The following is a 16,094-nucleotide window of genomic DNA, read 5'->3' as shown; positions in this document are numbered from 1 at the left end:
CCTCGCTTTGCTGGGGTGAAGATAGGGGGTCACGGGGGAATTACCAAACTTTCCGGTGCTGCCCCTTGTGGATGTTCATCAAATGTTCATATTTGTCGCCATGATGGAGAATGACATACGACAGTTCCAACCCGGCCAATTATTGGCGCGGGGGGTGATGCGGCATTTGGCCGATCTTGGGTTCGCCTCGGTCGAGGAACTTGTGCCGACGCGCGGTTTGCGGGTCGACGTGATGGCGCTTGGCCCTAAGGGGGAGATTTGGATCGTCGAATGCAAATCCAGTCGCGCCGACTTCATGGGCGACGCAAAATGGGAGGGCTATTTGGAATGGGCCGACCGGTTCTTTTGGGCCGTGGACAGTGATTTCCCGGTAGAACTGCTGCCCGAGGAAAGCGGCCTCATCATCGGTGACGCCTATGGGGCCGAGATTGTGAGGATGTGCGATGAGACCAAGCTTGCGCCCGCCCGGCGCAAGGTGATGGTGCAGAAATTCGCGACCCATGCCGCCCGGCGCCTGCATCGCCTACGCGATCCCGACATGGCGCCGAACTGGTCTTGAAAGGGGGGTGAGGTTGTTCGCCCATATCCCTAAGGCGGGGCGAACCCGCTTTTAGGCGGCTTAGCGCCCTTTTTTGCCTGCGCGGTTCGCGGCGGCCATGATCTCTTCCGCGATTTCGCGGGCTTCTTCCGGGGTGAAATCCATCGGAATTTCAACGCCGCCGCCTTCAACGAAAAGGCGGACCATGCCCTTGTCTGTCGGGCCGATTTGCAGGTTTGCTTCGATGTCGCGTTCGGTGTCGATGCCCATGGGAGCCTCCGGTTTGTTGGGGCTTATCGCTAGCGCGGCATGGGCGAAAAGGCAAGATATCTTGGCGGGTTGCGGCGCAGGGCAGGGGGCGCTTTGGCCTTAGGTGACGGGTGCGTCATCACCATTTTGCACGAGGGTGGGGTGCCGTTCTGGCGGATCGGGAGATTGCGGCGACGCGCGGCTTGGAGACCGAGGGCGGAATCGCCGCGTCATCCACCCGCGTTTCCCGCATGAGTGCCGATGACACAGGGCGTGCGAAAAATCTGACGGAAACCGGCATTTCTTCTGACTTTGAGGTCTTGCATTCCTCCGCCACGGGCGCTAAATCCGCCCCAGTGCCGCCTTAGCTCAGTTGGTTAGAGCGCTTGATTGTGGATCAAGAGGTCCCTGGTTCGAGACCAGGAGGTGGTACCACCCCCCCCCAATTTCATTCTATCTCCGCCTTGGGGCGAACTGCCTTTTCTGTGGCACGCCGCATAACGCTGCCGGCGCGCTGGCACCCTAACCCATAGTAAATTTTGGATTTTCTGGAACGTTCTGTCCGAGCTTTCGTTGTGACCATAGCAAATAACGAAGAGGAGAGAGACATGAAAACGCTTACAGCCAGCACCCTTGCCCTGACACTCGCAGGCACTGCCGCTTTCGCTGAAACGCATATGACCGACTATTCCAACGTCGATAGCATGCAGATGAACGAAATGCGCGGCGATCTGATCCGCTCGCGCGATATCACTGGCGGGGAGATCTACACCCTCAACGAAGCCGGCGACGAATGGAGCCCCAACACGGCCTATAACGAAATCGGCGCCGACTGGAACGAAATTGGTGAGATCGAAGACATCGTTCTGTCCAAGAACGGCCAGATGGTCGGCATCGTGGCCGAGGTCGGTGGTTTCCTCGATATCGGTGACAAACACGTCATGATCTCGACACCCGATGTGAACCTCGTGGCCGTCGACGACCAGACCTACGCCTATGTCACGCGTCTGAGTGAAGAAGAACTCGAAGCGCTGCCCGGCGTTGACGAAGGCTTCTGGGACTAATTCAAGCGGTTAACGCTTTAGCTGAATGACCGAACCCCGGTGTGGAGTAATCCCGCCGGGGTTCTTTTGTGAATGGGGTTAGGCGAGCTTCATCACGATGCAGGTGGTCGAGCCTGTGGCGTAGAGCTTCCCGTCCTCAACACCCCGAATTTCGCCATGCGCGATACCGGTCGACCGCCCCACATGATCGGTCGCCCCGATACAGTCGATCTCCATCCCCAAAGGCAGGCCGCGCAGGATATTAATCTTGTATTCCAAAGTGGTATAGACCGAGCCGCGGGGGATTTTCGTCATCACCGCGCAGGCCATCGCTGAATCGAGCAGCGTGCCGTACCAGCCGCCGTGCACCGTGCCCATCGGGTTCGCCATGGCAAAGCTCGGCGCGCCGCGAAAGACGATGCGGCCCTCTTCGACCGAATGCAGCGCATAGCCCATGGTCTGGCCGATGGGCGGGCCGGGGTTGGTGCCGTCGAGAATGGCCTGCATGAACTCCAGCCCCGAAAGCTTGAGCGCTTCGGATTGGGACAAAAGATCATCAGGGCTTTGGGCGATGCGGGGCATGGTCTTCTCCGGCAAGTGAATTTCGCCGGAGGATACGCCCGCGCGGGGCAGGGGCAAGCCCCCCCTGCCAGAGGGGCGGCGCTTACGCGACGTCCGAGAGATCGACCTGCGGGGTCACGCCGATGGCGCGGCAGACGTCGCGGGTGAGTTCCGCGCGGTTGAGCGTGTAGAAATGCAGCGCATCCACGCCTTCGTCGATCAACTCGCTGCACAGTTCGGTGCACATGGCTTGGGCCAGCAGGTCGTGCCGGTCATCGCGGATCGCGGCCTCATAGGCTTGGTCGACCCATTCCGGGACCGGCGTGCCGCATTTGACGGCGAATTTGCGGGCCGAGGTCCAGTTCACCACCGGCAGGATGCCCGGCGTGATCGGCTTGTCGATGCCCGCTTTCACGCAGGCGTCGCGGAAACGCAGGAAGGTCTCCGCCTCAAAGAAGAACTGGGTCAGGGCCTCATCCGCGCCTGCGTCGAACTTGCGCTTGAGCCAGTCGATATTCGCCTGCTGGTCCGCCGCTTCGGGGTGCGGGTCGGGGTAGGCGCCGACGCGGATTGTGAATTTGCCGGTTTTCGCCAGCGCCTCGATCAGCTCGCAACTGTCGGCGAAGCCTTCGGGGTGGGGCACGAACTTGTCGGTGCCCGCTTGCGGGTCGCCGCGCAGGGCGACGATGTCCTTGATGCCTGCTTCGGCGAATTTATCGGCCACGTCGAGCGTCTCCGCCCGGCTGGCGCCGACGCAGGTCAGGTGGCCTGCAACGGGCAGGCCCGAGGTGCGGTGCAGCACATGCGCCGAATCATGGGTGAGATCGCGCGTGGTGCCACCCGCGCCGTAGGTGACAGAGAAGAAACGCGGCGCCAGCGGGGCCAATGCCTGCGCCGCATCCCACAGTTTGAACGCCGCGCCGACGGTGCGGGGCGGGAAGACTTCGAAGGAAACGGCAGGCGTGGTCATTGAAAGATCCTTTTGGCGGTTTCACGTCTTGTCTCACATCTAGGCTTGTGAGACAAACTCATAACATTCATCTTGAACATGAGTAATGCCTCAAATGCACATTGAGTTCCGTCACCTGCGCACAATCAAGGCCATCCACGAGGCGGGCGGCTTGGCCCGCGCGGCGGATCAGATGAATATCACGCAGTCGGCCTTAAGTCACCAAGTAAAGGGGTTAGAGGATCAGGCGGGGGTTGAACTGTTCGTGCGCCGCTCGAAACCGTTGAAGTTGTCCCCTGCCGGGCAGCGGCTGTTGAAGCTCGCGCAGCAGGTCTTGCCGCAGGTCGAAGCCTTGCAGGACGAGTTTTCGGGTCTGCGGGCGGGCAGCACGGGGCGGATGCATATCGCGATCGAATGTCACGCCTGTTTCGAGTGGCTCTTCCCGGTGTTGGAGCAGTTCCGCCGCCATTGGCCGGATGTGGATGTCGATATCCGCCCCGGTCTCGCCTTCGACGCGCTGCCTGCGCTTTTACGGGAAGAGGTTGATCTGGTGGTCTCCTCGGACCCTGAGGAACTGCCGGGTGTCGAATTTGTCGAACTGTTTGATTACAATCCGGTTTTCGTGGCTTCGCAGAACCACCCTTTGGCCGAAAAGCCCTTTGTCGAGGCGGCCGATTTTCGCGGGGAGACGCTGATTACCTATCCAGTGGAGCGGACCCGGCTGGACGTGTTCAGCCAGTTGTTGATCCCCGCCAAGGTCGAGCCTGCGGCGATCCGGCAGGTGGAACTGACGGCGGTGATCCTGTTGCTGGTGGCGTCCAACCGCGGGGTCTCGGTCCTGCCAGATTGGGTCGTGCGGGAGGTGAAATATTCCTCCGATTACGTCACGCGGCCTTTGACGGCCGAGGGGATTACACGGCGGCTTTATGCAGCGGTGCGGCGGGATGATCTGGGCAAGCCGTTCATGGATGAGTTGTTGAAGCTGGCCGGGCAGGAGGCGCGGAAGTTGCAGCGGGCCTGAGCGGGGTGCCGAGGGCCAGCGCCTGCCCGTGGGTGGGCGATCTGACCGTGGTTCATGCCGCTTTATGGTTCAGCCATGACGCACGGACGCGAAGTTGCACCAAGCCTTTCTAAATCGCCTACCCGGGGACGGGCAAGCGATGGCCCGGCCCTGCGGCTTGACGCCGGGCCGGGTGGGTGAACGCGCCGTTCCACAAGGCGGAACGACGCATTCCAACGTTTACTTCACCTTAACGATAGCCTTGCCGGTGTTCCCGCCATTCAGCATGTCGATGAAGGCCTGCGGTGCATTCTCCAGCCCTTCGGTGATGTCCTCTTTCACCTTCACGCGGCCATCGGCGACCATTGGCGCCACTTCGCGCTGGAACTTCGGCATCTGATCCCAGTGGTTCGAGATGATGAAGCCGCGCACGGTGAGGAAGTTCACCAAAATCGTCCGCCACAGCCGCGGGGCGGTGAGGCCAGCTCCCTCGGCATCGGCACCCAGTCCGCCCGCGTTATACCATGCGATCATGCCGCAAAGCGGGATCCGGCCATGGGGGTTCATCAGCGGCAGCACCGCGTCCAGCACCTTGCCGCCGACGTTTTCGTAATAGATATCAATGCCATCCGGCGCGGCCTGTTTCAGGGCGGTGCGCAGGGATTTGGCATCGTCATAGGCGCGGTGATCAAGGCAGACGTCAAAGCCAAAATCGCGGGTGGCGATCTCGCATTTCTCGGCGCCGCCTGCGATGCCCACGGTGCGCAGCCCTTTGGCCTTAGCCAATTGCCCCACGATTGAGCCGACGGGGCCGGTGGCCGCGGCCACGACGAGGGTCTCGCCTTCTTTCGGCTGGCCGATGTCGTTCAAGCCGTACCAGCCGGTCAGGCCGGGCATGCCCAGCACGCCGAGCGAGGCGGTGATCGGCACGCCTTCGGCATCGACCTTCTGACATTGTTTCGCCGGGGCGACGCCATGGGTGGCCCAGCCGAAGGCGCCAAAGGCAAAATCGCCCTCGGCAAAGCTTGGGTCATTCGAGGCGATCACCTTGCCCACACTGCCGCCTTCCATCAACCCGCCGATGGGCACAGGTTCGGCATAGGATTTCGCATCGTCCATCCGGCCCCGCATGTATGGGTCGAGCGACATGTAATGCACTTCGACCAGAATTTCGCCGTCGCCCGGCTGCGGGATATCCGCGCTTTCAAGGCGGAAGTTCTCGGGCGTGGGTGCGCCATCGGGGCGGGAGGCGAGGACGATTCTCTGCATCTGGTCGGACATGGGGTTTCCTTCGTGCTGGTTGCTACAGCGTCCAAGGTGTTCCCTCGCGCTCTGAATGCAACCCGTGAGGCGCGCAAGAATCAATAAGCGGTGCAGGTTTCTGCCCCCTTGGCAATTGCGCTCTTGCGCCCTATACGTCCCGCCTTATCCATCAAAGGGCGCGAACAATGATCGGCAGTGCGAATCTCAACATCATGATCAAGGCGGCACGCAAAGCGGGGCGTGCATTGGTCAAGGATTTCCGCGAGGTCGAGAACCTTCAGGTCTCGGTCAAGGGCGCGGGCGATTTCGTGACCAAGGCCGACATCGGCGCCGAGAAGATCATCAAAGACGACCTGATGGGCGCGCGCCCGACCTATGGCTGGCTGGCCGAAGAGGGGGGCGAGGAAGAGGGCCAAGACCCGACCCGTCGCTGGATCGTCGACCCGCTGGATGGCACGACGAACTTTCTGCACGGTCTGCCGCATTGGGCCATCTCCATCGCGTTGGAGCATAAGGGCGAGATCGTTGCCGGTGTGGTCTTTGACCCCGCCAAGGACGAAATGTTTTTTGCCGAGAAAGGCACCGGCGCTTGGATGAACGAAGGGCGCCTGCGGGTTTCGGGCCGTCACCGCATGATTGAGTCGATCTTTGCCACAGGTCTGCCTTTCGGGGGGCGTGCCGATCTGCCTGAAACGCTCAAGGATTTGGGCCGCCTGCTGCCCGTCTGCGCCGGTGTGCGCCGCTGGGGTGCGGCATCGCTCGATCTCGCCTATGTCGCCTCGGGCCGTTACGATGGCTTTTGGGAGCGTCGTCTGAAGCCTTGGGATGTGGCCGCGGGCATGTTGATCGTCAAAGAGGCCGGTGGCCTTGTCGAGCCGATCCGCCCTGAGCGCAACATCCTGCAACATGGTGAGATCATCTGCGCGAACGAGCCGATCTATTCGACCTTCGCCAAAACGATCCGCGGCTGATCACTCGATCTCGACCGTCTGGCGCAATGCGCCGGTCAACTGGTCAAAGATCAGGATCTCATCCGCATCCGTCACCACCGCATACCAGCCGCGGCCTTGCGTAAACGCTTGGGCGCTGCTGCCATCGGGCAGGGTGATGCTGCGCGGCATGGTCGGGCCCTGATCGCTCAGGCGGGTGACAAGCACGAAGATCAGCACTAGAACCCCGCCAATCATCACGACGGTCAAGACCGTCACCATCCGCCGCAGAAACCGCAGGTTTGCCGGTTCATCAGGGTTGTCCGTGTCCATGTCTCACCGCCGCATTGATTTCATTCTGAACGATAGCCCGCCCGCCCGTCTTGATAAGGCGCTGGCCCGCGATGTGCCAGAGGAAGCGAACCTGTCGCGCACCCGTTTGGGCCGTTTGATCACCGAGGGCGCTGTCACGCTGGACGGTGTCGTGGTCCAAGACCCCCGCGCCAAAGTGGCCGAAGGGCAGGCGGTGCAGATCACGGTCGAAGAGGCGGCGGAAAGCCACATCCTGCCCGAGGACATCCCCCTTTCGGTGGTCTTTGAGGATGACGACCTCATCGTGATCGATAAACCCGCAGGCATGGTGGTGCATCCTGCGCCCGGCTCTCCATCTGGCACGCTGGTTAACGCATTGTTAGCACATTGCGGTGATGATCTCTCTGGCGTGGGCGGAATGAAACGGCCCGGCATCGTGCACCGGATCGACAAGGATACCACCGGTCTGCTCGTCGTCGCCAAATCTGATGCGGCGCATCACGGGCTGGCGGCGCAATTCGAGAAACATACCGTAGAGCGCTATTACCAGACCCTCGTTTACGGCGTGCCGGATGCCAATGACCCGCGCCTGCGGGGCGTCAAAGGCGCGTCCTTCGAGGCGGGGAATATCCTGCGGATGACCACCCAACTGGCGCGGCACAAGACCGACCGCCAGCGCCAGGCGGTGCTGTTTCAAGGCGGGCGGCACGCGGTGACCCGCGCCCGCACGGTTGAGCGTTTTGGCACCCCGCCCGTACTGGCGCTGCTGGAATGCTGGCTTGAGACGGGTCGCACGCACCAAATCCGCGTGCACATGTCCCATGCGGGCCATGGGCTGGTGGGGGATGCCACCTATGGCGGGCGGCGCAAGCTGGCCAAGACGGCCTTGCCTGAGGCCACCGCCGAAGCAATCCGCGCCTTCCCTCGGCAAGCACTGCACGCCGCCGTTCTGGGGTTCGAACATCCAGTAACCGGTGAAAACCTGCGTTTCGAAGCACCCCTGCCGCCCGATATGGCCGCCCTGCTGGACCTGCTACGCGACGGCCCCACCGCCCCATCGGCGTGACCCCGCCACCCCGCGGAACCGCCGAAGGATCGGTTACGTTTTGTTCACAGAAACTGTGCAGTCATGAACAAAAGCGTGAATGCTTCTGTCTTGAAAGCACGAAGGGGGCCGCCCATATTGCATGTTAAGCGAAATAACATAGGCCCCGATTAAACTGGGGAAAGGGACAAGACATGGCAAATTATGCAAATCTGCCCGCACCAACGCCCGAAGGTGGGCTGAACCGCTATATGCAAGAGATCCGCAAGTTCCCGCTGCTGGAGCCTGAGGAAGAGTACATGCTGGCCAAACGCTGGGTCGAAGAACAAGACACCGAAGCTGCGCATAAGATGGTCACCTCTCACCTGCGCCTCGCGGCGAAGATCGCGATGGGCTACCGCGGCTATGGATTGCCACAGTCCGAGGTGATCTCGGAAGCGAACGTCGGCCTGATGCAGGCGGTGAAACGTTTCGATCCTGAGAAGGGCTTCCGCCTTGCCACCTATGCGATGTGGTGGATTCGCGCCTCGATTCAGGAATACATCCTGCGGTCGTGGTCGCTGGTCAAGCTCGGCACGACCTCAGGTCAGAAAAAGCTGTTCTTCAACCTGCGTAAGGCCAAGAACAAGATTGGCGCGCTGGAAGAGGGCGATCTGCGCCCTGAAAACGTGAAAGAGATCGCGACCCAACTTGGCGTGACCGAGGATGAGGTCGTCTCCATGAACCGGCGGATGTCGGGCGGGGATGCCTCGCTCAACGCGACTGTCGGGTCCGAAGGCGAAGGCACGATGCAGTGGCAAGATTGGTTGGAGGATGAAGACGCCGACCAAGCAGGCGACTACGCGGAGCGTGACGAATTGGAGACCCGGCGTGAGATGCTGGCCGAGGCTTTGGACGTGCTGAACGAGCGCGAGAAGGACATTCTGACCCAGCGTCGCCTGTCGGATGAGACTGTCACGCTCGAAGACCTCTCGGCGCAATACGATGTCAGCCGCGAGCGGATCCGCCAGATCGAAGTGCGCGCCTTCGAGAAGCTGCAAAAGCGGATGCGCGACTTGGCGAAGGAAAAGGGCATGTTGGCGGCCAGCTAACGGCTGATCCCGATGATGCAGAGGGTCCCGCTTCTTTGGAGCGGGGCTTTTCTTTATTAGCTTCGAGGTTCGACAAGCTGGCTTTCGAGCCTTGCGACTTCTTCGAAACAGGCGGCGATCGTGCCCGACTGCATCGCCCGGGCAGCGGCTTGCAGCACCGCTCGCAGATGCACGATCTGAGGTTCCGGCGCGGTGTCGAAATCACGCAGGGACCATCTGATCAGCCGCCAATAGGCCGCGCGAAAGGCGTCGCTGAGGATCGGGTTCTCGATCATCTCCGATAGGGCGTTCAAAAGCCGGGCGCGGATGTCGAAAAACGCCTCGGCATTGTCCAGCGGGGCGAGGTCCATCATGCCCAGTACCCCGGCGAGCGACATGAAGTGCCCCGCTGGGGCGGGGGAGGGCGCTGCACATTTGCCGGCGGCTTCGATAATCGCCACCGCCGCGCGGATGTCATCCGCGCGCATGGGCGCGTCCAGAGGGGTCACGACAGACCCCACGCCGGATTTCACGGCGATCATGCGTTCATAGGCCAAACGTTGCAATGCTTGCCGGATGGGCGTGCGGGACACGCCGAAACGCTGGGCGAGGGCCACCTCATGCAGCATGCCGTCGGCGATATTGCGGTTCAGGCAGATGTCCGTCCGAAGCGCCTCTGCAATCGCCGCGCTGGATTTGACTTGGGTAGACATTGCCCGGCATCCTTCGTCTATTCGATGTTACTTATTTAACATGTATACAGGTGTTCCTGCCGTTACTCAAATTCTATGGATGTTTTTATGTCTCGTGATGTGCCTTTATTCGATCCTGAAGCGACCTCGATACGCGCCGTTATCCCCACGCCCCGCGGCGGGCATCTGGCGATGACGGGGTTTCCGGGGCTGTTAACCCATGTGGATGGCAGCGCTTACCTCGATCCTCACCAGATGCGGGAAACCCTAGAAGGCTTGCGCGCGGCTGGGGCGCGTGAGTTGCTGGTTCTTACCGAGGAGGTCGAGCTTCCTGATGGAGCTTTCCCCTGATTTCAAAGACTTCACAGTCGCTTGGCCTAAGGCTCTCCTTCGCGCCAATCGAAGATTTCAACGTCCCTTGCGATAGTTTCTTGGCGCAATGGCCTGCACACCGCGCCCGTTTAGAGGCGGCGCTAGAGGCGGGAGAGACAGTCGCCCTTTCCTGCCAATACGGCGCGGGGCGCAGTGGGCTGATCGCGGCGTGGTTGCTGATCGGGGCCGGAATGCCCGCTGCGGAAGCCATCGCCTTGGTGCGCAGCCATTTCCCCGAAGCGATCGAAAACCAGCTTCAGGAGAACTGGCTGCTAGAGGTCGAAAAGGAGAGGTAGACCTCCCTTTCGCATAGGAAATGTGAAAAAAGTTTGGCAAATTATACGTTTGCCCCACTGTCGGCAATCTGTTGCCACATTTATGCCACAATTGGCTCCGACAACTTGTATACAGGTTGGGCAAAAGCGGCACCTCAGGGAACGCAAAGGCCCATAGAAAGGGAAGATAAGCGACCAGACCATTAGGAAGAGGATCAGACATGCCAAGCCGCTCTACCGCGCCAGAAACACCCGGCCCCATCACGTCCCTCAATGCAGGTGACATTCTCCGCCGCAAACGCAGCTATGATCCCGTCACCGTTGGTCACCCGTCCGATGAATGCCCCGTCACACTTACCATCTGCGACGCCCGATTTCACAGTGTACATTATGCCCGCGACTTTGGCCGGGTCGAGGCGATGGTTGAAGTGACCTATACCTGCCATCCCGCCGCCATGCCGCAAAGGGTCTACCTGCGCACCAACGTTCCGCTGCGCCCTGCCGGCCAGCGACAAGAGCTTCGCCGACGGCTCATTCAAAGCGCCGTCACCCTGTCCACCCTGCTAAACCGTTTGAATGGAGGAGATACGACCCTGCGTGCTGCTTGACTCACCGCCCAATGCCTAGCAGCTGCACCCCCTTTTGGGGGTGTTTTTTTGTCTGCGCGCCCTCATCTAATAACCCTTGGGGCGAGGGCCATATCCCGGGTGAAGCCGTGACAAGCCGCCGCTGCGCCCCATATCTATGAAGTGAACCGCATGAGGAGGGCGCAACATGGCAGGTGGATGGACACGCGATGGCGCGGTGAGCGAGCAGATCGAAGCCTCCATTTCCGGCGAATTGGCGCGGCTAAAAGCGCGCCGCGCGCCAGTGGGCGAGAGCCGCACCCATTGCGCGGAATGCGAAGAGCCGATTCCAGAGGCGCGGCGCATGGCGCTGCCGGGGGTAAAGCTTTGTATCGACTGCGTGCGGGAACGAGACGGGCAGGCGCAGATGCGCGGCGGAATTAATCGGCGGGGCTCAAAAGACAGCCAGTTGAAGTGACCTCAAGGCCGTTCTGCCCGCCGTCTGCGGCGAAGAGAGCGCCAGCGCCGAAATAGCCGCACATCCATCGCCGCCACCATGAGGCCAAGCGGCAGCATCCAGAAGCCGAGGATCGGCAAGAACCCGAGGATGCCGCCACAGATGAGCAGCAGGCCGAGCGCAAATCTAAATCCGGGCGGCACCCGCCGTTGAATCCAGACAAAGAAGGGGGCGAACCTTTCTTTCAGGCGCTCGGCGCGGGACATCAGTCCTCCATCGCTTCCAATTCGTCGATCATATCAGAGATCATCGACAGGCCCTTGTCCCAGAATGCCGGGTCGCTGGCATCAAGGCCAAAGGGGGCGAGCAATTCTTTGTGGTGCTTCGATCCGCCCGCTTTCAACATGTCGAAATACTTCTCTTCAAAGCCCTCTTCGCCTTCCGCGTAGACGGCGTAGAGCGCGTTCACCAGACCGTCGCCAAAGGCATAGGCGTAGACGTAGAAGGGCGAATGCACGAAGTGCGGGATATAGGCCCAGAAGGTCTCGTAGCCCTCCATGTACTCGAATGCCGGCCCGAGGCTTTCGGCCTGAACGCTCATCCACAGCGCGTTGATGTCGTCGGGTGTCAGCTCCCCGCCGCGGCGCGCCTCGTGTAGTTTGCACTCAAAGTCATAGAAGGCAATCTGGCGCACGACCGTGTTGATCATGTCCTCGACCTTGCCTGCCAGCAGCACCTTGCGCTCGGCTTGGGTCTGGGCCTTGTCGAGCATCTTGCGGAAGGTGAGCATCTCGCCGAAGACTGAAGCGGTCTCGGCCAATGTCAGCGGGGTGGAGGAGAGCATCTCGCCCTGATCGGCGGCCAGCACCTGGTGCACACCGTGGCCCAGCTCATGCGCCAGCGTCATCACGTCGCGCGGTTTGCCGAGGTAGTTCAGCATGACGTAAGGGTGCACGTCCGTCACGGTGGGATGTGCGAAGGCCCCGGGCGCCTTGCCGGGTTTCACGCCCGCGTCGATCCAGCCCTTGGTGAAGAAGGGCTTGGCCAGTTCGCCCATGCGCGGATCGAAGGCGTTGTAGGCCTCCATCACGGTCGCTTCGGCCTGCGCCCAGTCGACCACCTTGGGGTCTTCCATTGGCAGCGGCGCGTTGCGGTCCCAGACCTGCATCACATCAAGGCCCAGCCACTTGCGCTTGAGCTCATAATACCGGTGGCTCAGCTTCGGATAGGCTTCGACCACGGCGTTGCGCAGGGCCTCGACGACCTCGGGTTCAACGTGGTTGCTGAGGTGACGGCCCGTCTGCGGCGTTTCCATGCCGCGCCAGCGGTCGATGACCTCTTTCTCCTTCACCTGCGTGTTGTGCACGCGGGCGAAGGTGCGGATGTTGCGGCCCAGCACATTGGCCAGTTCCCGCGCACCCGCCTCGCGCTTGGCGCGGTCGGGGTCGGTCAGCAGGTTCAGCGTGCCTTCGATGTTCAGCGTCTCGCCGTCGACCTCGAACTCCAGCCCGGCGATGGTCTCGTCGAACATCCGCTCCCATGCGTCGCCGACGACGCCGAGATCGTGCAGGAACTTCTCCATCTCGTCCGACAGCTGGTAGGGCTTCATCGCGCGGATCCGGTCGAAGACGGGCTTGTAGCGCGCAAGATCGGGGTTCTCGTCCAGCAGTTGGGCGAGGTGATCGTCGGGCAGCTTGTTGAGCTCCAGCGTGAAAAACACCAGCGGCGTGGTGTAATCGGTGATTTTCTCCTGCATGTCGGACATGAACTTGGCCCGGCCCGCGTCGGTGGTCTGCTGGTAGTAGCGCAGGCCCGCGAAGGACATGATGCGTCCGGCGACCTGATTGATCTTTTCGTTGCGCAGCACGCAGTCGAGCAGTCCCTTGGCATCCAGCATGGCCAGATTGCCTTCGTAATCGGCGGCGAAGCTGGCGCAGGCTTCCTCCAGCCAGTCGAGGTCGCGTTTCAATTCGGGCGCGTCTTCACTGGTGTAGAGATCGCTCAGATCCCATTCCGGCAGATCGCCAAGGTCTTTGCCCCCGGCGCTGGCGTTGGGATCGTGAAGCGGGAAGGGAAGCTGAAACATCGGTGTACCTCATTTGCGTTTCGTCACATCTATGCCTCCGGGCGGGCCGGAACAACCTATCCGTAGATGCGCAGCATTTCTTTCAGATCGTCGAGGGTGTTGGCCTCTTGCAGCGGCTTGTCCTTGCGCCAGCGCAGCATCCGCGGAAAGCGCAGGGCGACGCCGGACTTATGGCGCGGGCTGGGCTGGATGCCTTCGAAGGCGATCTCGAAGACGTGGTGGGGAGTGACCTGCCGTACGGGGCCAAACCGCTGCTGGGTGTTGCGCCGTACCCATGCGGTGATCTGGCGAAACTCCTCATCCGTCAGACCGGAATAGGCTTTGGTGAAGGGCACCAGATCGTTGCCGTTCCAGACCGCGAAGGTAAAATCGGTGAACAGGTTCGCACGGCGGCCGGAACCCGATTGCGCATAGATCATCACCGCGTCGATGGTCAGCGGATCGAGCTTCCATTTCCACCAATCGCCCTTCTTACGGCCTGACAGATAGGGGCTGTCGGCGCGTTTCAGCATCAAGCCTTCGGCCTGCGCCTCGCGCGCCGTCTCACGCAAATCAGCCAATTCGGTCCAATCGGTGAACTGGTGCTGCGGGGATAGACGTACGGGCGCGTCGGCGGGTAGATCGGCGGCGGCCTCTTCCAAAAGCGCGCGGCGTTCAGCAAAGGGGCGGTGGCGGATGTCCTCGCCCTGCCATTCGAGCAGGTCGTAGGCGTGCAGCACCACCGGCGCGTCCTTGAGCAGCTTCTTGGGGACCGTCTTGCGCCCGATCCGCGCTTGCAGAGCGTTGAAGGAAGACGGGAATTCGGCTCCCGGCTGCCAGACCAGCAATTCGCCATCCAGCACCGTGCCGGGGGTTAAGTGGTCGGCGGCACGGGCGAGTTCGGGGAAACGGTCGGTCATCAACTCTTCGCCGCGCGACCAAACGAAATAGTCGCCGTCGCGCAGGATGAGCTGGCCCCGGATGCCGTCCCATTTCCACTCGGCCCGCCAGTCCTCAGGTTCGCCCAAGCCTTCCGGCCCGTCCTCCAGCGCATAGGCGAGGTAGAAGGGGTAGGGGCGCGAGGCGTCGGCGCTGGCGTCCTCGGCCTCGATCAGGCTGTGCCATGTCACGTCGTCGGGGTGCCAGTTGCCCATCAGGCGGTGCGCCATCTCCGCCTCGGGCCGCCCGGTGGCGCGCGAGAGCGCCCGGGTCATCAGCTTCTGGCTGATGCCGATGCGAAAGCCGCCGGTGATGAGCTTGTTGAAGAGAAACCGTTCGGTGCCGCCGAGTTGTTGCCACGCCGAGAGGACAAATTCCTTGCGCGCCGTGTCGTCGAGATCCTTCAACCCGCGCAGGGCGTTGATCCAGGAGGTGAGCGTGCCGGTGTCCTCGCTTTCGACCGGTGGCAGGACCAGCGCGATGGTCTCGGCCAGATCGCCGACGATGGCGTAGCTGTCCTCGAAAAGCCAGAGCGGTACGCCGGAGGCCTCAGAAGCCCATTCGCGCAGGCGGGTCGTGGTGACGGCGCGTTTCGGGCGGCGGCCCGAGAAGAGCGCCACGGTCCAGAGGCGGTCATCCTCGGCGGCCGTGGTGAAATACTCGGCCAGGGCGGCCACTTTGACCGTGGTCTTGGTGGTCTGGTCGACGGCGTTGAAAAGCGCGGCAAAATCCTTCATTCGCTGTCGCCCCCGTCACCTTCGAACTGGGTGGGCACGACTTCGGCGTTCCATCCCTGATCGTTCAGGTATCGCGTGAAGATATCCGTGTAACCATGTGTGACATATATGTTTTCCGCCCCGGTCTCGCGGATCGCCCAAAGCAGCCCATGCCAATCCGCATGGTCCGAGATGACAAAGCCTCGGTCCCCCGCGCGCCGCCTCCGCACCCCGCGCAGCGCCATCCAGCCCGAGGCGAAGGCGCTTTCCTGCGCGCCAAAACGCCGCGCCCATTGGCTACCGAGCGCAGAGGGCGGTGCCAGCACCAGCGCGCCGGGATGCTCCTTAGGGTTAAGTTCGGGCGTGACCAGCGTGGTCTCGGGCAGCGCGATGCCTTGGCCGCGCAGAACCTCGTTGGTGTTCTCCACCGCCGTATGGGTCAGGATCGGCCCGATCTCGGGGTCGAGCATCGACAGAAGCCTCTGTGCCTTGCCCAGTGAATAGGCGCCGAGGAAGGCGGTCTTGCCCGCCGCCTTGCAGCCCGCCCACCAGTCGTTGATCTGCGCTGCCACCTCGGCCTGTGGGGCCCAGCGGAAGACCGGCAGGCCAAAGGTGCTCTCAGTAATGAAATGGTGGCAGCGGACCGGCTCGAAAGCCTCGGACATGCCATCGTCGATCACCTTGTAATCGCCCGAAGCGACCCAGACCTCGCCACCGACCTCGACCCTGATCTGCGCGCTGCCGGGGACATGGCCTGCGGGGTGGAAAGAGACCGTGGCCCCGCCGATCTGGCGCGTCTCGCCATAGGCGATGCCCTCGATGGCGATCTCGCCCAACCGGTGGCGCATTACGGGGAGCGCGGCATGGGTGGCCAGATAGCTGCCCATGCCGTCGCGGGCATGGTCGGCGTGGCCGTGGGTGATCAGCGCCCGGGCGACGGGGCGCCAGGGGTCGATGTAGAAGCCACCAGCGGCGCAGTAGATGCCGTTTTCGGTGAAGCTGAGGACGGGTTCGCGTGTCATCCCAAGCAATCTAGGCGGCGCGGGCGGATTG

20 protein-coding genes and 1 tRNA gene are annotated in these 16,094 nt (G+C 62.0%); 11 read left to right on the top strand and 10 right to left on the bottom strand.

All coding sequences use genetic code 11. The annotated features are described in order from the left end of the window. Positions 1-82 precede the first annotated feature (82 nt). A complete protein-coding gene (locus tag ACGYK9_RS15770; protein ID WP_394412878.1) occupies positions 83-559 on the top strand; it encodes an MmcB family DNA repair protein in 477 nt (158 codons plus the stop codon). A gap of 60 nt (positions 560-619) precedes the next feature. Here the strand turns inward: ACGYK9_RS15770 and ACGYK9_RS15765 are convergent, their stop codons facing one another. Further along, positions 620-808, bottom strand: a complete 189-nt coding sequence (locus ACGYK9_RS15765; RefSeq protein WP_209219317.1) for a DUF6324 family protein — start codon at positions 806-808, stop codon at positions 620-622. Positions 809-1,145: 337 nt separating this feature from the next. Here ACGYK9_RS15765 and ACGYK9_RS15760 point away from each other — a divergent pair. Together ACGYK9_RS15760 and ACGYK9_RS15755 are read left to right on the top strand one after the other, a co-directional pair. Further along, a tRNA-His gene (locus ACGYK9_RS15760) sits at positions 1,146-1,222 on the top strand. Positions 1,223-1,395: 173 nt separating this feature from the next. Beyond that, positions 1,396-1,851, top strand: coding sequence for a PRC-barrel domain-containing protein (locus ACGYK9_RS15755; protein WP_271689592.1), 456 nt, complete (start codon positions 1,396-1,398; stop codon positions 1,849-1,851). Between the two features lie 78 nt (positions 1,852-1,929). On the opposite strand, the gene ACGYK9_RS15750 is transcribed toward ACGYK9_RS15755, so the two are convergent. Together ACGYK9_RS15750 and ACGYK9_RS15745 are read right to left on the bottom strand one after the other, a co-directional pair. Then, on the bottom strand, positions 1,930-2,412 hold the full coding sequence (locus tag ACGYK9_RS15750; RefSeq protein WP_394412875.1) for a PaaI family thioesterase: 483 nt from the start codon (positions 2,410-2,412) through the stop codon (positions 1,930-1,932). A gap of 82 nt (positions 2,413-2,494) precedes the next feature. Then, positions 2,495-3,361, bottom strand: a complete 867-nt coding sequence (locus ACGYK9_RS15745) for a methylenetetrahydrofolate reductase (protein ID WP_067264828.1) — start codon at positions 3,359-3,361, stop codon at positions 2,495-2,497. 94 nt (positions 3,362-3,455) lie between these two features. On the opposite strand from ACGYK9_RS15745, the gene ACGYK9_RS15740 reads away from it, so the two are divergent. After that, positions 3,456-4,361, top strand: a complete 906-nt coding sequence (locus ACGYK9_RS15740) for a LysR family transcriptional regulator (protein ID WP_322329407.1) — start codon at positions 3,456-3,458, stop codon at positions 4,359-4,361. A gap of 219 nt (positions 4,362-4,580) precedes the next feature. On the opposite strand, the gene ACGYK9_RS15735 is transcribed toward ACGYK9_RS15740, so the two are convergent. Beyond that, complete coding sequence (locus ACGYK9_RS15735; RefSeq protein ID WP_394412871.1) at positions 4,581-5,621, bottom strand: NADP-dependent oxidoreductase; 1,041 nt, start codon at positions 5,619-5,621, stop codon at positions 4,581-4,583. Between the two features lie 167 nt (positions 5,622-5,788). Between ACGYK9_RS15735 and ACGYK9_RS15730 the strand changes: the two genes are divergently transcribed. Further along, positions 5,789-6,574, top strand: coding sequence for an inositol monophosphatase family protein (locus ACGYK9_RS15730; protein ID WP_067264836.1), 786 nt, complete (start codon positions 5,789-5,791; stop codon positions 6,572-6,574). On the opposite strand, the gene ACGYK9_RS15725 is transcribed toward ACGYK9_RS15730, so the two are convergent. Next, the gene (locus ACGYK9_RS15725) at positions 6,575-6,865 is read right to left on the bottom strand and encodes a DUF6476 family protein (RefSeq protein ID WP_394412868.1); all 291 of its coding nucleotides are present in this window, start codon (positions 6,863-6,865) and stop codon (positions 6,575-6,577) included. Here ACGYK9_RS15725 and ACGYK9_RS15720 point away from each other — a divergent pair. Together ACGYK9_RS15720 and rpoH are read left to right on the top strand one after the other, a co-directional pair. Then, positions 6,864-7,910 carry an RluA family pseudouridine synthase gene (locus ACGYK9_RS15720; RefSeq protein ID WP_394413068.1) on the top strand — a complete coding sequence of 349 codons (1,047 nt, stop codon included), beginning with the start codon at positions 6,864-6,866 and terminating at the stop codon, positions 7,908-7,910. The two genes, ACGYK9_RS15725 and ACGYK9_RS15720, sit on opposite strands and share 2 nt — an antisense overlap. Before the next feature lie 173 nt (positions 7,911-8,083). Then, positions 8,084-8,980 (top strand): RNA polymerase sigma factor RpoH, encoded by an 897-nt coding sequence (gene rpoH / locus ACGYK9_RS15715; protein ID WP_067262445.1) that lies wholly within the window; start codon positions 8,084-8,086, stop codon positions 8,978-8,980. Between the two features lie 56 nt (positions 8,981-9,036). Here rpoH and ACGYK9_RS15710 read toward each other — a convergent pair whose 3' ends face one another. After that, complete coding sequence (locus ACGYK9_RS15710; RefSeq protein ID WP_394412865.1) at positions 9,037-9,672, bottom strand: GntR family transcriptional regulator; 636 nt, start codon at positions 9,670-9,672, stop codon at positions 9,037-9,039. Positions 9,673-9,759: 87 nt separating this feature from the next. On the opposite strand from ACGYK9_RS15710, the gene ACGYK9_RS15705 reads away from it, so the two are divergent. The 4 genes from ACGYK9_RS15705 to ACGYK9_RS15690 all read left to right on the top strand — a co-directional run bounded on the left by ACGYK9_RS15705 (position 9,760) and on the right by ACGYK9_RS15690 (position 11,342). Then, a complete protein-coding gene (locus ACGYK9_RS15705; RefSeq protein WP_394422591.1) occupies positions 9,760-10,002 on the top strand; it encodes a hypothetical protein in 243 nt (80 codons plus the stop codon). An 80-nt stretch (positions 10,003-10,082) separates the two neighbouring features. Continuing rightward, positions 10,083-10,319: a hypothetical protein gene (locus ACGYK9_RS15700; protein WP_394412860.1), complete on the top strand. Its 237-nt coding sequence runs from the start codon at positions 10,083-10,085 to the stop codon at positions 10,317-10,319. 200 nt (positions 10,320-10,519) lie between these two features. Then, positions 10,520-10,906, top strand: coding sequence for a hypothetical protein (locus ACGYK9_RS15695; RefSeq protein ID WP_394412857.1), 387 nt, complete (start codon positions 10,520-10,522; stop codon positions 10,904-10,906). Between the two features lie 166 nt (positions 10,907-11,072). Next, positions 11,073-11,342: a DksA/TraR family C4-type zinc finger protein gene (locus ACGYK9_RS15690; RefSeq protein WP_394412854.1), complete on the top strand. Its 270-nt coding sequence runs from the start codon at positions 11,073-11,075 to the stop codon at positions 11,340-11,342. A 2-nt stretch (positions 11,343-11,344) separates the two neighbouring features. On the opposite strand, the gene ACGYK9_RS15685 is transcribed toward ACGYK9_RS15690, so the two are convergent. From ACGYK9_RS15685 to ACGYK9_RS15670, 4 genes are read right to left on the bottom strand one after another with little or no spacing between them, the layout of a single operon-like run. Next, entirely contained in the window at positions 11,345-11,587 is a 243-nt protein-coding gene (locus ACGYK9_RS15685) for a hypothetical protein (RefSeq protein ID WP_271689602.1), read from the bottom strand. Then, complete coding sequence (locus ACGYK9_RS15680; RefSeq protein ID WP_394412851.1) at positions 11,587-13,407, bottom strand: M3 family oligoendopeptidase; 1,821 nt, start codon at positions 13,405-13,407, stop codon at positions 11,587-11,589. The genes ACGYK9_RS15685 and ACGYK9_RS15680 overlap by 1 nt, the downstream gene beginning before the upstream one ends. 56 nt (positions 13,408-13,463) lie before the next feature. After that, a complete protein-coding gene (locus ACGYK9_RS15675) occupies positions 13,464-15,062 on the bottom strand; it encodes an ATP-dependent DNA ligase (protein WP_394412848.1) in 1,599 nt (532 codons plus the stop codon). Next, positions 15,059-16,063, bottom strand: coding sequence for a ligase-associated DNA damage response exonuclease (locus ACGYK9_RS15670; protein WP_394412845.1), 1,005 nt, complete (start codon positions 16,061-16,063; stop codon positions 15,059-15,061). The genes ACGYK9_RS15675 and ACGYK9_RS15670 overlap by 4 nt, the downstream gene beginning before the upstream one ends. Positions 16,064-16,094: the final 31 nt, after the last annotated feature.

The organism is Sulfitobacter sp. 1A15258, from assembly GCF_043557045.1.
GTDB lineage: Bacteria > Pseudomonadota > Alphaproteobacteria > Rhodobacterales > Rhodobacteraceae > Sulfitobacter > Sulfitobacter faviae.
Note: the sequence above shows the minus strand (reverse complement) of the source record. Positions and strands in the feature narration are given on the sequence as shown.

Bases quoted from the DNA above. Each gene is read 5' to 3' on its own strand.
- ACGYK9_RS15750 (WP_394412875.1), bottom strand. From the start codon at position 2,412: ATGCCCCGCATCGCCCAAAGCCCTGATGATCTTTTGTCCCAATCCGAA.
- ACGYK9_RS15720 (WP_394413068.1), top strand. From the start codon at position 6,864: ATGTCTCACCGCCGCATTGATTTCATTCTGAACGATAGCCCGCCCGCC.
- ACGYK9_RS15685 (WP_271689602.1), bottom strand. From the start codon at position 11,587: ATGTCCCGCGCCGAGCGCCTGAAAGAAAGGTTCGCCCCCTTCTTTGTC.
- ACGYK9_RS15675 (WP_394412848.1), bottom strand. From the start codon at position 15,062: ATGAAGGATTTTGCCGCGCTTTTCAACGCCGTCGACCAGACCACCAAG.
- ACGYK9_RS15755 (WP_271689592.1), top strand. From the start codon at position 1,396: ATGAAAACGCTTACAGCCAGCACCCTTGCCCTGACACTCGCAGGCACT.
- ACGYK9_RS15730 (WP_067264836.1), top strand. From the start codon at position 5,789: ATGATCGGCAGTGCGAATCTCAACATCATGATCAAGGCGGCACGCAAA.
- ACGYK9_RS15740 (WP_322329407.1), top strand. From the start codon at position 3,456: ATGCACATTGAGTTCCGTCACCTGCGCACAATCAAGGCCATCCACGAG.
- ACGYK9_RS15690 (WP_394412854.1), top strand. From the start codon at position 11,073: ATGGCAGGTGGATGGACACGCGATGGCGCGGTGAGCGAGCAGATCGAA.
- ACGYK9_RS15735 (WP_394412871.1), bottom strand. From the start codon at position 5,621: ATGTCCGACCAGATGCAGAGAATCGTCCTCGCCTCCCGCCCCGATGGC.
- ACGYK9_RS15695 (WP_394412857.1), top strand. From the start codon at position 10,520: ATGCCAAGCCGCTCTACCGCGCCAGAAACACCCGGCCCCATCACGTCC.
- ACGYK9_RS15770 (WP_394412878.1), top strand. From the start codon at position 83: ATGTTCATATTTGTCGCCATGATGGAGAATGACATACGACAGTTCCAA.
- ACGYK9_RS15670 (WP_394412845.1), bottom strand. From the start codon at position 16,063: ATGACACGCGAACCCGTCCTCAGCTTCACCGAAAACGGCATCTACTGC.
- ACGYK9_RS15710 (WP_394412865.1), bottom strand. From the start codon at position 9,672: ATGTCTACCCAAGTCAAATCCAGCGCGGCGATTGCAGAGGCGCTTCGG.
- rpoH (WP_067262445.1), top strand. From the start codon at position 8,084: ATGGCAAATTATGCAAATCTGCCCGCACCAACGCCCGAAGGTGGGCTG.
- ACGYK9_RS15725 (WP_394412868.1), bottom strand. From the start codon at position 6,865: ATGGACACGGACAACCCTGATGAACCGGCAAACCTGCGGTTTCTGCGG.
- ACGYK9_RS15680 (WP_394412851.1), bottom strand. From the start codon at position 13,407: ATGTTTCAGCTTCCCTTCCCGCTTCACGATCCCAACGCCAGCGCCGGG.
- ACGYK9_RS15705 (WP_394422591.1), top strand. From the start codon at position 9,760: ATGTCTCGTGATGTGCCTTTATTCGATCCTGAAGCGACCTCGATACGC.
- ACGYK9_RS15765 (WP_209219317.1), bottom strand. From the start codon at position 808: ATGGGCATCGACACCGAACGCGACATCGAAGCAAACCTGCAAATCGGC.
- ACGYK9_RS15745 (WP_067264828.1), bottom strand. From the start codon at position 3,361: ATGACCACGCCTGCCGTTTCCTTCGAAGTCTTCCCGCCCCGCACCGTC.